The sequence below is a fragment of the Hyphomicrobium sp. genome (assembly GCF_036833075.1).
GTDB lineage: Bacteria > Pseudomonadota > Alphaproteobacteria > Rhizobiales > Hyphomicrobiaceae > Hyphomicrobium_C.
Genome location: NZ_DAITQL010000098.1, coordinates 1 through 14,462, shown reverse-complemented (window position 1 = coordinate 14,462; position 14,462 = coordinate 1). Strand labels below are relative to the sequence as shown.

Genomic DNA, 14,462 nt, shown 5'->3' with positions numbered 1-14,462 from the left:
AGCAGATCAAGGCGCAGATCGAGGAGACGACCTCGGACTACGACCGCGAGAAGCTGCAGGAGCGCCTGGCGAAGCTCGCCGGCGGCGTGGCGGTGATCAAGGTCGGCGGCGCCACCGAGGTCGAGGTCAAGGAGCGCAAGGACCGCGTCGACGACGCGCTCCATGCCACCCGCGCGGCCGTCGAGGAAGGTGTCGTCCCGGGCGGCGGCGTGGCTCTGCTCCGTGCCATCAAGGCTCTCGAGAACCTGAAGAGCGACAACGAGGACCAGAAGGTCGGCATCACCATCGTGCGCAAGGCACTTCAGTCGCCGGCCCGCCAAATCTTCCAGAACGCGGGCGAGGACGGCTCGGTCGTCGCCGGCAAGATCCTCGACAACAGCAAGTACGCCTATGGCTTCAACGCGCAGACCGGCGTCTACGGCGACCTCATCGCCGAGGGCGTCATCGACCCGACCAAGGTCGTCCGCTGTGCGCTGCAGGATGCGGCTTCCGTTGCCGGCCTCCTGATCACGACCGAGGCTATGGTCGCCGACAAGCCGAAGAAGGACGCCCCCGCGATGCCGATGGGCGGCGGCGGCATGGGTGGCATGGGCGGCATGGACTTCTAAGTCGTCCGTCGCTCGAATCCGATGCGATTGGAAAGGCCGGAGCGCTGCGCTCCGGCCTTTTCGCGTTTTTGAGCCCTCTTGCCATCGTGTGTGCGCGCCCCACATGCAGACAAGGGACCACCGGCAATAACGCAAACGAGCAAAGGGAGAACGCCATGCTCGCCATCGAGATCGAGGAGCACGCCCGCAAGCTGATGGAGGTCCAGGGACCCAAGGCGATCGCCGAGGCCGCGCAGAAGGCGCGCCGTTTCGAGGAGCAGGGCGCCGACGAGCAGGCCGCCACCTGGCGCAAGATCGAAGCGGCGATGCTGCGCCTGCAGGGGCCGAGGGCAAAATGAGGAAGGGGTAGGTAACGGGGCGGCAGGCAACAGGCAGGAAGGCTCTGATCGTGTTCCCCTTGCCTGCGGCTTAGAGAGGTTCCGTTTCAGATGGAAACAGCGGTTCGACATGCGCAAGCCCGTCTGGACTCCGGCCTTCGCCGGAGTGACGTTGAGTTTGCGTAGCCCGCCTGCATACAAATGACGTCATCCCGGCATCATGGCGGAGCCATGCTCCGCATGGACGGCCGGGATCCAGACACGCCAATTGCTCACATGACCATGTTTCCACCTAAGTCGGAACGACTCTAGGGGCTGTTCGCTTTGACGAAATCGGAAAGCGCACGCGCAAGAACGAGCTCGTCTTTCGGGAAGTCCTCCGCGATCCACCAGTCTTCGAACGCCCGCACCACGCGTCCGATCGCGGGGCCCTCGGAGAGCCCCACCTTCAGCAAGTCCTGACCGCGGACCGGAAGCGAGGGCACTTTCCAGCGGTTCGGCAGCACGAAGCGGCCCCGCCACCGGGAATCGTCTGAAGCGGCCCCGCTTCGCGCCCACGCGAGAAGAACGCCATCGCGGAAAGCATCGACACCGAACCGGTAGAGATAGGCCCGCGCCTCCCGCTCGGGCGTGTCCGGATGAAAGGCGGGATCGGGGAGTGCCAGGCGCGAGAGCCGTTCTGCCTCCGCGTTCGAGAGCCGAAGCCTCGCGGCGAGATCGGCCACCGGCTGCCCGGGCCTCGGCTGCGCGAGGGCGGCGAGTCCGAGCACCGGATCGCTGTCGCGGGAGAGTCCGGCCTCGATGGCGCAAAGCCTGGCGAACGTCGCCACGTCGCCGGCCGCACCGATCAGGTTCTGCACGAGACCGGCATCCGCCATCACGGTCACCGTTTCCACCGCCCGCGGGGCCGCGAGCAGCCGGAGCAGTTCCGCACGAATGCGCTCGGCCGAAAGCTGACCGAGGCCGGACGCGAGCGCGATCGACGCGGCGAGGCCCTCGGCGTCAGGCTCGCCGACGGCATATTCAGCCGTGAAGCGGAAGAACCGCAGGATGCGCAGATAGTCCTCGCGAATGCGGTCCTCCGCATGGCCGATGAAACGGACGCGGCGTGCGATGAGGTCCGCGTATCCGCCGAGCGGATCGTGCACCGTCCCATCCGCGTCGCAGTAGAGCGCGTTGAGGGTGAAGTCGCGCCGCGCCGCATCCTCCGCCCAATCCGTGGTGAACGTCACCCGCGCATGGCGCCCGAAGGTCTCGATGTCGCGCCGGAGCGTCGTCACCTCGATCGGCTGGTGATCGGCGATCACGGTCACGGTGCCGTGCGCAACCCCGGTCGGCACCGCGCCGAGCCCCGCCGCGCTCGCAAGGCGGAGAACCTCCTCCGGAAGCGCCGTCGTCGCGACATCGACATCCTTGACCGGGACGCCGAGCAGCGCGTTGCGCACGGCGCCGCCGACGACGCGCGCGCCGTATCCACCCTGCGCGAGCGCGTCGAGCACGGCCCGCGTGGCCTTGGCCTCGAGCCACGGCGCGCCGGCAAGGTTGGGCGGCCGCTGGTTGGCGTCCTCGCGTGCCATCGCTGCTACTCGATGTGGCCGGGCTGGATCTTGCCGTCCTGGAAGACCGAAGGCTGATAGTGCTGCCCCGGCTTGCCGCCCGACGAGCTGCCGAAGAAGGCCAGCGTCACGATGACGAGGAGTGCCCCGCTCGCAAACAGCCAGAGCAGGGGCGCATCGTCAAGGAGGTGCGTCGCACCCAGCCGGTCTCTGCCGCCGTCCTCTTGCGCTTCGCTCCGCGAGCGCTGAAACAGCACCCACGCCAGATAGAGAAACGTCGGCAGCAGGAACAGCAGAATGTTCTCGATGACCGTTCGGATCATGTCGCGAAGAGCCTTTGGTACATATTGCGAAGGATACCAGCCGTCGCGCCCCAGATGAAACGGCCCTCGAAGGGCACGGCGTAGAAATGTCTCTCCAGCCCGGCGATGGTCCGTGTGTGGAGATGATAGTTGTCGGGATTCATCAGGAACGGCAGCGGCACCTCGAAAGTATCGGCAACCTCGTTCTCGTCGATCGCGAGCGCGAAGTCCGGCGCCACGAGCCCGATCACGGGCGTGATGCGAAAGCCGGTGCCCGTGAGATAGCGGTCGAGCGTTCCGAGCGGTGTGACGAGCGCGGAATCGAGCCCGATCTCCTCGCGCGCCTCCCGCAGGGCCGTCGCGAGCGGATCGACGTCGTGAGGCTCGGTTTTCCCGCCGGGAAAGGCGATCTGCCCCGCGTGGGCCGCAAGATGATCGGTGCGTTGCGTGAAGAGCAGTGTGATGGTCGGGCGCGCGATGACGGGAATAAGCACGGCCGCCGAGCGGGCGGTGGCGAGCGCGTCGGGGCGAGGGCACGTTTCCGCCGTGTGCGGGCCGAGATCGAAATCGCTCGGCTCCGTCCGGGCCTCCCCCTGGGGGATCGACAAGGCGTGCGCCACGCGGTCGCAAAACGCCTCGGGGTCGAAAAATCCTGGTTCGGCAAGCGATGTCGGGATCATGGGAAAAGTCCTAGGCCACATCGACCGCGTTGGGAATGGCTAACGGCACCGGGCGGGCCGGAAGCGATCCCGGAGCGTGCGCTTCCCCTCGAAACGCCCCATTCTGCTGCCAACAAGCGCGAAAGCGATTCGAAGGATGATCTTGGCATGACAGCCGCCGCGAAAAGAGCCCGCGCCGCACCGCGCCCCCTGACATGGGCGTTCCTCGCGCTCGCCGGGCTGTGTGCCGCCGGGATGCCGGCGCCGGCAGAAGCCGCCGGCCGCAGCACGGAGCAATTCGCCCGCACGCTGGCGCCGGTCGACCGCAAGCTGTTCGAGGAGTACCTGTCGGCAAAGGCCACGCACGAGTTTAAGAGCGACGCCTATTGGCGCGAGGTCGCCGACAAGAAGGCGTTGCGGCGTGGCAAGCGGAGCCGCGGCCAGACGGTCACGGCCGGAGATTACGTCACGTCCTTTCCGCCGAAATATACCGGCCGCGAGCTGCCGGCGGCGCTCGCCAGGCGCTGGGCCGCCTATCAGGCCGAGGGCGCCGGCAAAAAACCCGCGGAGCCGCCGAAGCCGTTGCCCGGCCTCGCCGAGTTTCTCGCCGCCGCCGAGGCCGAGTACGGGTTCCGGCCCGAGCGGATCCCGGAGCGCGAGTTCAAGGTGCGCTACGCCCGTGAGGCTGTCTCGCTCGGCCTCACCGCCGATCAGGTCGTGCGCGTGTATGCGCTCGAGACGAGCGGTCTCGGCACCGCCGACATGGTATCGGGCATTCACCCCATCAAGAAAACCGGCAAGCCCATTTCGTCCGCCATCGGCTACGCGCAGCTCCTGACCGCCAACACCACCGACGAGCTTGCCAAGCACGGCCAGAAATTCCTGGCACGCCTCAAGGCCATGTCCGCGGACCGCTCGTTGCCGCCGGCCCGCCGCCGAGCGCTTGCCGACAAGCACGACAAGCTCGCGGTCATGATCAAGGCCGCCCGAGCGATCCCGCAGGAATGGAGCCGCCACGTCGCCTTCGCGCGCACTGAGCGCGGCATGGGCATCCACGCCATCAACCTCGACGGCGACATCGGCCCCTGGCTGCAGGTCGTGAAACTGCAGGGCCTGAAGCAGATGGCCGACAAGGCCGGCATGGGAAAGCTCACGGGCGCGGAGATCGAGCTCATGAACCTCGCAGGCCCCGGAACCGCGCTCGAGATGATGCGCCCCGCCGCCCGCGAGGCCGCAACGGCCAATTTCTTCGCCCGCGACGCCTATTTCAGGAACACGATCGTGCGCGACAAGTCGAGCGCCGAGCTGCTCGTGGCGCTCGATAAGCGCATGGACGACAACATCGTGAACCCCGGCGCCATCGAGTTCGCAGAGGCCTTCCGCGAGGTTTCCGCAGAGATCGCTTCCGGCCGATAGCCGGCTCCAGGCGCCCGGTTCATGGCCGCTTTGGGCTCACCCTCGGAAAGCGCGAGGCAGAGCCCGTGTTGCGGCGGCGCGGCGTGACGCATCAGCCTTGAGACGGATTGTGCGCCGGCTCTGGAAGAGACGCCAAACTGTGTTCGCGCGCGTGAGAAGCAAAACGGGCAAAAAAGCACCGATATTCAAAAATGAAGATGAAATTATTCCTTGATCTGGATCGGCCACCCAGGATTGCCGCCTCAATGAATTGCGGAATCTGCGGTGGAACCCGTTAGGGCTTACGAAACGGACTGGCACGTCTCGTTGCAGCAAGCGTCATGTATCCTGAGGAAAGAAGGGAAAGATGCCTGAACAACGTGTAAATGCCGGTAGGAGCGCGATGATTGGCATTTAAATAGCGTTTACCATACGCTCCATAGGGTCATTTCGCAAAGGCGGGAAAGTACGCAAATAATCCGCGGACGGCCTTTCGTGGGGAATGACAAATGCCGATAGAAAGGCGCGCTTTTCTAAAATACGCGACGCTTGGGTGTGCCTGTTGCGTCGCGTCGAAATTTACGGGATTTGCCGGTGACGCTGCGGCTGAGCAGGCCGCGGCACATGCTGCAGCGGGCGGACATGCTAAGCCGCACTGGTCCTATGACGGACAGTCGGGGCCTGAGCATTGGGGAGAGCTATCGCCCGATTTCAAAGTCTGCCAGCTCGGGCTCGAGCAGACACCGATCGATCTGGCAGGGGCGACGACGGGCGACCCAGGCGGCATCGCGTTCGACTATCGGGAGCTTCCGCTACGCCTAGTCAACAACGGCCACACCGTACAGGTGAACGCCGACCCCGGCTGTTCCTGCACCATTGCTGGCACGCGGTATGACCTCGTCCAGTTCCACTTCCACCATCCGAGCGAGCATCTGCTCGACGGCAAGGCGTTCGAGATGGAGGTTCACTTCGTCCACAGGTCGGACGCGGGCGCACTCGCGGTCGTCGGCGTATTTTTCCGTCCCGGAGCCTACAACGCAGGCCTTCAGCCGATCTTCGATCAGATGCCGAAGAGCGAGGGGCTAGAGGTGGAGGTCGCGGGCACCTTCGATCCTGCCACCTTCTTCCCGGAGAGCCGGGCTTATTTTCGCTACGCGGGCTCGCTCACCACGCCGCCCTGCTCCGAAGGATTGACATGGACTGTTTTCCGCGAGCCGGTCGAAGCCTCGCCCGAACAGATCCGTCAGTTTGCCGCGCTGTTTCCGAATAACGCGCGTCCCGTTCAGAGAAGAAACCGTCGGTTTCTCTTGCAAGTCAACCCGTAAACGGTCCCGGAAAGAGAGTAAGGGCGATGGAAAAGATTTTGGCGCTCTTTAACAATTTGAAGCTCAGCACCAAGGTTGCGATCGGCTTTGCAGCCGTTCTCGTAATCCTCATGTTCATCAGTGCCGCCGGCTATATCGGCATCACGCACGTCGGCAATGACTTCGAGGGGTACGCTCAGCGGGTTTCGGTCGTCGACGCCGTAAGCGATATCGATCGCGAGTTTCTGTCGTTTCGCCGGCTGGTGCGCGAAGTGGTGACGGACCAGGACCACGCGCGTGCCGCTGAGTTGGCCGCGGACGAGGAGAAGCGCGTCAAGGCCGCCATCGAAGTCGGCATTGAGAACATCCACAATCCCGAGCGCCATGCCATGGTCGAGGACATCAAGGCGAAGTTCGCGAAGTATGCGGAGCTTGCCCACAAGGCGGAGACGCTGCGCGCCGAGAAGGACCGGATCGGCACGGCGGTGCTCGACGTTGACGGCGCCAGGCTCCGGGCGGATCTCGAAGCGCTTCAGAAGGCAGCGGCGAGCGAGGGCGACAGCAACGCGCTCATTCTCGCAGCCGAGGCGCTGAAGGAGGTGATGCAGATCCGGCTCAGCGTCAACATGATGCTCGGCCGCCATAACCCCGCGGCCAAGGCGGCGGCGGACCAGGCGTTCGAGGACGTCAAGCGGATCCTGGCCTCGCTCGACGGCATGATCAGGTCACCGGCGGCCCGCGCCGGCTACGAGGAGATCAAGACGCTGGTCGCGGAATATCGCGACGGCTTCGAGAAGGCGGCCGCCATCGACGAGGAGTTCGCCACGATCATGGGGACCGAGCTCCCAGAGCTCGCGGAAATCGTGGCCAAGGACACCAGGCTGATCCGCGAATCGGCGACCGCCGACGAGCACGAGTTCGAGCGTGACGCCAAGGCCTATATCAGCTCCACCGAGACCATGATCCTGCTCTCCGGCATCGGCGGCACGCTGCTGGGCGCCGTCCTGGCATGGCTCATCGGCCGTGGGATCTCGACGCCGATCCGCGCCATCTCGAGCGTGTTGCTCGAGCTTGCGAACGGCAACAAGGCGGTCGAGGTGCCCTATGCCGATCGCGGCGACGAGGTGGGCGAGAACGCCCGAGCAGCCCGCATCTTCAAGGACAATCTGCTGCGTATCGAGCGGATGGAGAAGGAGCAGAGGGAGGCCGACAGCCGCGCCGCCGCCGAGCGCAAGGCCGAGATGGAGCGCCTCGCGGACGAGTTCCAAAAGTCCGTGGGAAGCATCGTCGATACGGTCTCGGCGGCCTCGAGCCAGCTCGAGAGCGCGGCCGGCTCGCTGACCGGCACGGCCGAGACAACGCAACAGCTCTCGGGCATGGTTGCCGCGGCCTCCGAGCAGACCTCGGCCAACGTGCAGGGCGTCGCCGCGGCGTCAGAGCAGCTCGCGTCGACCGTGAACGAGATCAGCCGTCAGGTGCAGGAGAGCAGCGCCATTGCCGGCCAAGCCGTGGTCCAGGCCTCGACCACCAACGACCGGGTGACCGAGCTGTCGCGGTCCGCGGACCGCATCGGCGACGTGGTCGGCCTGATCAACACCATTGCCGGGCAGACGAATCTGCTGGCGCTCAATGCCACCATCGAGGCGGCGCGCGCCGGAGACGCAGGAAAAGGCTTCGCGGTCGTCGCCCAGGAGGTCAAGGCGCTCGCCGCCCAGACCGCCAAAGCGACCAGCGAGATCGCTTCCCAGATCACCGGCATGCAGACAGCGACCAGCGAGGCGGTGAACGCCATCAAGGAGATTGCGGACACCATCAACAGGATGTCCGAGATCTCGGGTGCTATCGCCGCGGCAGTCGAACAGCAGGGCGCCACCACCAAGGAGATCAGCCGCAACGTCATGGAGGCCGCCAAGGGAACCTCCGAGGTTGCCTCCTCGATCACCGATGTCAGCAAGGGCGCTTCCGACACCGGCACCGCCTCGTCCCAGGTCCTCTCGTCCGCTAGGCAGCTCTCGACGGAAAGCGGCACGCTGCGCCGCGAGGTCGAGCGCTTCCTCGAGACCGTGCGGGCGGCCTGATCGAGAAATTCCCCACGCCCCGGCTCTTCGGGGACGCGGGGGTCGGCTTTCAGCGCGCGGAAGCGAAGCGCCTCAGGGCCATTTCACGACCGGCGGCATCGACGACAGGATGCTGTCCACATTGCCCCCGGTCTTGAGGCCGAATACGGTGCCGCGGTCGTAGAGCAGGTTGTACTCGACGTAGCGTCCGCGCCGCACGAGCTGCTCCTCGCGGTCGGCGTCCGTCCACGGCAGCGTGACGTTGCCGCGCACCAGCATCGGATAGACGCGCTGGAACGCGCGCCCCACGTCCTGCGTGAAGGCGAAGGCCGCATCCCATCCGCCCTGCTCCTCCGCCGGTGTCAGGTAGTCGTAGAAGATGCCGCCCACGCCGCGCGGCTCCTTGCGGTGGGGCAGGTAGAAGTACTCGTCGCACCACTTGCGCAGCTTCTCGTAGTCGGCGACAGCCTCATGCGCCGCGCAGGCCCCATACATCGCCGCATGGAACGCGAGGCTGTCCGCGTCGTCCTCCTTGCGCCGCCGGTCGAGCACCGGGGTCAGGTCCGCGCCGCCCCCAAACCACCACTTGCTGGTTACCACCATGCGCGTGTTCATGTGCACGGCCGGCACGTTGGGGTTCTGCGGGTGTACGATGAGCGAGATGCCCGACGCCCAGAACCTGGGGTCCTCCTCGGTGCCTGGGATCTGCTTTCGGAACTCGGGCGCGAACTCGCCGAACACGGTCGACGTGTGCACGCCGGCCTTCTCGAACACGCGCCCCTTGAGGAGGCTCATCTTGCCGCCGCCGCCCGGTGCGCCGGTGTGGTCCGTCCGCGCCCAGGGCGTCTGCACAAAACGGCCCGGCGCCTCGCCGCCGAGCTGCGCCGTCGGCGGAAGGTCGGCTTCGAGCGTCTCGAAGCTCTTGCAGATCGTATCCCGCAGCTCCTGGAACCATGCCTCGGCAGCCGATTTCCTGCTTTCGATGTCGCCTGCCGTCTCGGTCATGGTTGCCTTTTCCTCGCGTGTTGCCCATTTCAAGAGGTCTCGGGCCATCGTTTGGGCACGATGGCGGCTTAGCGCATAGCCCGATCCACGGGAAACGAGAAGGGGTTTGCGGCGGAACGCGGCCGCGGGCTCGCTGCGCGCTGAGATCGCAACGGAAAGGGCCTGATGTTTCGCTGGTTTGAAAACCGCATCGATCCATTCGCGCCGGCGCCCGCCGGCCGTCCGCCGGCCACCATCGCCGCCTTCTACTGGCACTACATCAGGCCGGTCTGGCGTCCTTTTGCCGTCCTCCTGGTGATCGGTTTCTTCGGCTCGCTGATCGAGGTCGTACTCATGGCCTTCGTCGGCAACCTCGTCGACATGATGAGCGCCGCGGCTTCGCCCCGCACGTTCTTCTCCGAGAATGCCGGGGTTTTGCTGCTCATGGCTTTCGTCGCCCTGATCGCCCGCCCGGTCGCGTCGACCCTGCACGATCTGGTCAAGAACCAGATGATCAGTCCGGCCGTGACGACGCGCATCCGCTGGCAGACGCACACGCACGTCCTGGGCCAATCGCTCGCGTTCTTCCAGAACGACTTCGCCGGCCGTATCTCGACGCGCATCATGCAGACGGGCGCGTCCCTCCGGGAATCCGTCGTGCAGGCCGTCGATGCGATCTGGTACATGGTCGTGCACGTCGTCGGCGCGCTCGTGATCTTCTGGGAGGCCGACGCCCGCCTCGTCGTGCCGCTCCTGGTGTGGATCGCGCTCTATGCGCTCGTCGTCCGCCTGTTCGTTCCGCGCATCCAGAGGCTCTCGACGGAGGCGTCGGAGGCGCGCTCCTGGCTGACGGGCCGTGTCGTCGACAGCTTCACCAACATCCTGACCGTCAAGCTGTTCGCCCACGCCGAGCGCGAGCAGGCTTACGCGCGCGAGGCCATGCAGGCGCATCTCGAGCGCCATCAGGCGTCGTTGCGCAATCTCACGGTCATGGAATTGGTGCTCTACACGCTGAACGGTGCGCTCCTGGTGTCGATTGCCGGCTTTGCGCTCTGGCTCTGGAGCTACGACGCCGTCAGCATGGGTGCCATCACGGTCGCCCTGACGCTCTCCATCCGCATCATCGCCATGTCGGGCTGGATCCTGTTCACCATGGCCGGCATCTTCGAGAACATCGGCGTCGTGCACGAGGGCATGCAGACCATCGCCCGCGACTACGAGGTGGTCGATCGCCCCGGCGCCCCCCGGCTCACCGTTCCCAAGGGCGAGATCCGCTTCGAGGACGTCCGCTTCCACTACGGCCGGCTGAAGAGCGTCCTCGAGGAGGTGAACCTGACCATTCGCCCGGGCGAGAAGGTCGGCATCGTCGGCCGCTCGGGGGCTGGCAAGTCGACGCTCGTCAACGTGCTGCTGCGCTTCTACGACATCGAGGGCGGCCGCATCCTGATCGACGGACAGGACATCGCAGGCGTCACCCAGGAGAGCCTGCGCGCCTCCATCGGGCTCGTCACGCAGGACACGTCCCTGCTGCACCGCTCGGTGATGGACAACATCCTCTATGGGCGCCCGGAAGCGGGTCCCGCCGAGGCTGTTGCCGCCGCCAAGCGCGCGCACGCCCACGAGTTCATCCTCGGCCTCGAGGACCTGAACGGCAGGCAGGGCTACGAGGCCCACGTCGGCGAGCGCGGCGTCAAGCTCTCGGGCGGCCAGCGCCAGCGCATCGCCATCGCCCGCGTGCTCCTGAAGAACGCGCCGATCCTGGTGCTCGACGAGGCGACGAGCGCCCTCGACAGCGAGGTGGAGGCGGCCATCCAGGAGAGTCTCGCGGCGCTGATGGCCGACAAGACCGTGATCGCCATCGCGCACCGCCTCTCGACCATCGCCGCCATGGATCGGCTTATCGTCATGGACGGCGGACGCATCGTCGAGCAGGGGAGCCACACCGAGCTCCTGCGCAAGGGCGGCCTCTACGCGAGCCTCTGGGCGCGCCAGTCCGGCGGCTTCCTGACCGAGGACGCGGCGGAATAGAGGCCAGCGGAAGAGACAAAGAGAAGGGCGGCGTTCCGCGATCGGAACGCCGCCCTTTTTGATTTTCGTCCGCGACGCGCTCCGATCAGGCGAGATCGAAGCGGTCGGCGTTCATCACCTTGGCCCAGGCCGCCACGAAGTCGCGGACGAACTTCTCCTTCGCGTCGGCGCCGGCATAGACTTCGGCGAACGCGCGCAGCTGCGAGTGCGAGCCGAAGATCAGGTCAACGCGCGTGGCCGTCCATTTCGGGGTCTTGGTCTTCCGGTCGTGACCTTCGTAGAGGTTGTCACCGGCCGAAGACCACGCCGTATCCATCGTCAGCAGGTTGACGAAATAATCGTTGGTCAACTTGCCGGGCTGGGCGGTGAGGACGCCGTGCTTCGTGCCGCCGGTGTTGGTGCCAAGGACCCGCAGGCCGCCGACCAGAACGGTCATTTCCGGACCGGTGAGCCGCAGCAATTGCGCCTTGTCCACCAGTGCCTCTTCCGGCGACATCAACTGCAGCTTCTTGGCGTTGATGTAGTTGCGGAAGCCGTCGGCGGCCGGTTCGAGCGCATCGAAGGAAGCGGCATCGGTCTGCTCTTCCGAAGCGTCCATGCGGCCCGGGCTGAACGGCACATCTACGGTGACGCCGGCATCCTTCGCGGCCTTCTCGATGGCGCTGCCGCCGCCGAGAACGATCAGGTCGGCAAGGGACACCTTCTTGCCGTCGGTAGCCGAGGCGTTGAACTCCTTCTGGATCGCTTCCAGCTTGGAGAGCACGCTGGCGAGCTGCTTGGGCTCGTTCACCTCCCAGTCCTTCTGCGGAGCCAGGCGGATGCGCGCGCCGTTGGCGCCGCCGCGCTTGTCGGAGCCGCGGAAGGTCGAGGCCGAGGCCCAGGCGGTCGAGACGAGCTGCGACACCGTAAGGCCGGAGGCGAGAATCTTCGCCTTGAGCGCCGCGACGTCCTTGTCATCGACCAGCTTGTGATCGACGTTGGGGATCGGATCCTGCCAGATCAGCACTTCCTGCGGCACCAGTGCGCCGCGATAGCGGGCGCGCGGGCCCATGTCGCGATGGGTGAGCTTGAACCAGGCGCGGGCGAAGGCGTCCGCGAACTCATCCGGGTTATCCAGGAAGCGCCGCGAGATCGGCTCGTAGATCGGATCGAAACGCAGCGACAGGTCGGTGGTGAGCATCTGCGGCGGGTGGCGCTTCGTCTTGTCGTGCGCATCCGGCACCGTCGTCGCGCCCATGCCATGCTTGGGCTTCCATTGCTTCGCACCGGCCGGGCTCTGGGTCAGCTCCCATTCGTAGCCGAACAGATTCCAGAAGAAGTTATTGGTCCATTTGGTCGGGGTCGTGGTCCAGGTCACCTCCGGGCCGCCGCCGATGGTGTCGCCGGCATTGCCGACGCCGTAGCTGCTCTTCCAGCCGAGACCCTGGTTTTCGAGCGGGGCGGCTTCCGGTTCGGGACCGACCAGCGAGGGGTCGCCCGCGCCGTGGGTCTTGCCGAAGGTATGGCCGCCGGCGATCAGCGCGACGGTCTCCTCGTCGTTCATCGCCATGCGGGCGAAGGTCTCGCGGATGTCCTTGGCCGCGGCGAGGGGGTCGGGATTGCCGTTGGGACCTTCCGGGTTCACGTAGATGAGGCCCATCTGCACCGCACCGAGCGGGCCTTGCAGCTCGCGCTCGCCGCTATAGCGCTCGTCGCCGAGCCAAGTGCCTTCCGGTCCCCAATACAGTTCCTCAGGCTCCCACACGTCGGCACGGCCGCCGGCGAAGCCGAAGGTCTTGAAGCCCATCGATTCCAGCGCGGCGTTGCCGGCCAGGATCATCAGGTCGGCCCAGGAAATCTTGCGGCCGTATTTTTGCTTGATCGGCCACAGCAGGCGGCGCGCCTTGTCGAGGTTGACGTTGTCCGGCCAGCTATTGAGCGGCGCGAAACGCTGCTGTCCGGTGCCGGCGCCACCGCGGCCGTCGGTGATGCGGTAGGTGCCCGCGCTGTGCCACGCCATGCGGATGAACAGCGGACCGTAATGGCCGAAGTCGGCCGGCCACCAGTCCTGCGACTCCGTCATCAGTGCCTTGAGATCGGCAATGACCGCGTTGAGGTCCAGGCTTTCGAATTCCTTGGCGTAGTCGAATTCCTGGCCCATCGGATCGGACAGCGTCGAATTGTGGTGCAGCAGCTGGATGTCCAGTTGGTTCGGCCACCAGTCACGGTTCGACCGCGCGGCGTGCGTGGCCCCGTGCCCCATCGGGCAGCCGCCCGGGCCCTTGTCATCTGTTTTTGCGTCCATCTTGGTCTCCGATCGTATGCTGTTGCTTTGTTCGAACTTTCCGAATCCGTCACCGCAAGGGCGAGGAGAGCGGCTTCGATCACTTTCGTTTCGGGTCTTGAGGCTGGTCGCGAGGCCGGACCGCCCCCTGCGCCGCCGTTCGAGAATTCGATGTCTATCGTGAGCGAACGGGAGCGCCTTGATCGCCTGCATCATTGCCCGTGCGGTGACGAGTTCGGCGGATGAACCCTGGTGCGGACCGGCAGCCGCAAGATCCGTGCTCGGGCCGCCTGCGGCGATCGTACCGCCACCCGTCATTGCTGATTATACCGTCATGACCTGCACCCGTTTAGAGCCATTCCAGACGGGTAGCGCAGCTTTGAAATAAGGACAAGTTCAATTGATAAATGCATACGATAAGAAACTCTGATACCGCGCCGATGCGCCGGAGAGTGCGGCGGGCTTCGCCTGCCGGCATGAGAAAGCCCGCAGGAGGCTGCTCCTGCGGGCCCATAGTGGGGAGCGGCAGAGTGGCTGCTGCTTACATCATTCCGCCCATGCCGGACGGGTCGTGCGCATGACCGTTCCCGTTGTCGGACTTCGGCGCCTCGGCGATGGCGGCTTCCGTCGTGATCAGCAGGCCTGCGATCGACGCGGCATCCTGCAGCGCGGTACGCACCACCTTAGCGGGGTCGATGATGCCCTTCTCGATCAGGTCACCGTACTCGCCGGCCTGCGCGTCGTAGCCGAAGGTGGCGCCTTTGGCCTCGAGGACGCGGGCAACGACGATCGAGCCCTCGCTTCCGGCGTTCTCCGCGATCTGCCGGATGGGGGCCTGCAGCGCGCGGCGGACGATGGCGATGCCGGCCGTCTGGTCGTCGTTGGCGCCCTTGGCCGTGATGGCGTTGGTCGCCTTGAGCAGCGCGACGCCGCCGCCGGCCACGACACCTTCCTCGACGGCCGCGCGGGTGGCATGGAGCGCGTCGTCG

The 14,462-nt window shown here is 65.9% G+C and carries 12 protein-coding genes; 6 read left to right on the top strand and 6 right to left on the bottom strand.

Going from position 1 to position 14,462, the window contains the following annotated elements; translation table 11 throughout:
- The coding region (locus V7082_RS19160; RefSeq protein ID WP_334151073.1) for a TCP-1/cpn60 chaperonin family protein at positions 1-608 on the top strand (608 nt) is incomplete at its 5' end.
- A 155-nt stretch (positions 609-763) separates the two neighbouring features.
- Entirely contained in the window at positions 764-946 is a 183-nt protein-coding gene (locus V7082_RS19155; RefSeq protein ID WP_334151071.1) for a hypothetical protein, read from the top strand.
- A 287-nt stretch (positions 947-1,233) separates the two neighbouring features.
- Here V7082_RS19155 and V7082_RS19150 read toward each other — a convergent pair whose 3' ends face one another.
- Genes V7082_RS19150 through V7082_RS19140 form a run of 3 tightly spaced genes read right to left on the bottom strand, consistent with a single transcriptional unit; the run spans position 1,234 to position 3,463 of the window.
- On the bottom strand, positions 1,234-2,502 hold the full coding sequence (locus V7082_RS19150) for a CCA tRNA nucleotidyltransferase (RefSeq protein WP_334151069.1): 1,269 nt from the start codon (positions 2,500-2,502) through the stop codon (positions 1,234-1,236).
- 5 nt (positions 2,503-2,507) lie between these two features.
- Positions 2,508-2,804 (bottom strand): DUF6111 family protein, encoded by a 297-nt coding sequence (locus tag V7082_RS19145; RefSeq protein WP_334151067.1) that lies wholly within the window; start codon positions 2,802-2,804, stop codon positions 2,508-2,510.
- Positions 2,801-3,463, bottom strand: a complete 663-nt coding sequence (locus V7082_RS19140; protein ID WP_334151066.1) for a CoA pyrophosphatase — start codon at positions 3,461-3,463, stop codon at positions 2,801-2,803. The genes V7082_RS19145 and V7082_RS19140 overlap by 4 nt, the downstream gene beginning before the upstream one ends.
- Before the next feature lie 147 nt (positions 3,464-3,610).
- Here V7082_RS19140 and V7082_RS19135 point away from each other — a divergent pair, with 147 nt between their 5' ends.
- The 3 genes from V7082_RS19135 to V7082_RS19125 all read left to right on the top strand — a co-directional run bounded on the left by V7082_RS19135 (position 3,611) and on the right by V7082_RS19125 (position 8,219).
- Entirely contained in the window at positions 3,611-4,858 is a 1,248-nt protein-coding gene (locus V7082_RS19135; RefSeq protein WP_334151064.1) for a hypothetical protein, read from the top strand.
- Between the two features lie 488 nt (positions 4,859-5,346).
- On the top strand, positions 5,347-6,162 hold the full coding sequence (locus V7082_RS19130; protein WP_334151063.1) for a carbonic anhydrase: 816 nt from the start codon (positions 5,347-5,349) through the stop codon (positions 6,160-6,162).
- Between the two features lie 26 nt (positions 6,163-6,188).
- Positions 6,189-8,219, top strand: a complete 2,031-nt coding sequence (locus tag V7082_RS19125) for a HAMP domain-containing methyl-accepting chemotaxis protein (protein WP_334151062.1) — start codon at positions 6,189-6,191, stop codon at positions 8,217-8,219.
- A 72-nt stretch (positions 8,220-8,291) separates the two neighbouring features.
- On the opposite strand, the gene hemF is transcribed toward V7082_RS19125, so the two are convergent.
- On the bottom strand, positions 8,292-9,203 hold the full coding sequence (gene hemF / locus V7082_RS19120) for an oxygen-dependent coproporphyrinogen oxidase (protein ID WP_334151060.1): 912 nt from the start codon (positions 9,201-9,203) through the stop codon (positions 8,292-8,294).
- Positions 9,204-9,368: 165 nt separating this feature from the next.
- Here hemF and V7082_RS19115 point away from each other — a divergent pair, with 165 nt between their 5' ends.
- Positions 9,369-11,210 carry an ABC transporter ATP-binding protein gene (locus V7082_RS19115; RefSeq protein ID WP_334151058.1) on the top strand — a complete coding sequence of 614 codons (1,842 nt, stop codon included), beginning with the start codon at positions 9,369-9,371 and terminating at the stop codon, positions 11,208-11,210.
- Between the two features lie 85 nt (positions 11,211-11,295).
- Here V7082_RS19115 and katG read toward each other — a convergent pair whose 3' ends face one another.
- A complete protein-coding gene (katG, locus tag V7082_RS19110; RefSeq protein ID WP_334151057.1) occupies positions 11,296-13,494 on the bottom strand; it encodes a catalase/peroxidase HPI in 2,199 nt (732 codons plus the stop codon).
- A 520-nt stretch (positions 13,495-14,014) separates the two neighbouring features.
- The coding region (locus V7082_RS19105) for a TCP-1/cpn60 chaperonin family protein (RefSeq protein ID WP_334151055.1) at positions 14,015-14,462 on the bottom strand (448 nt) is incomplete at its 5' end.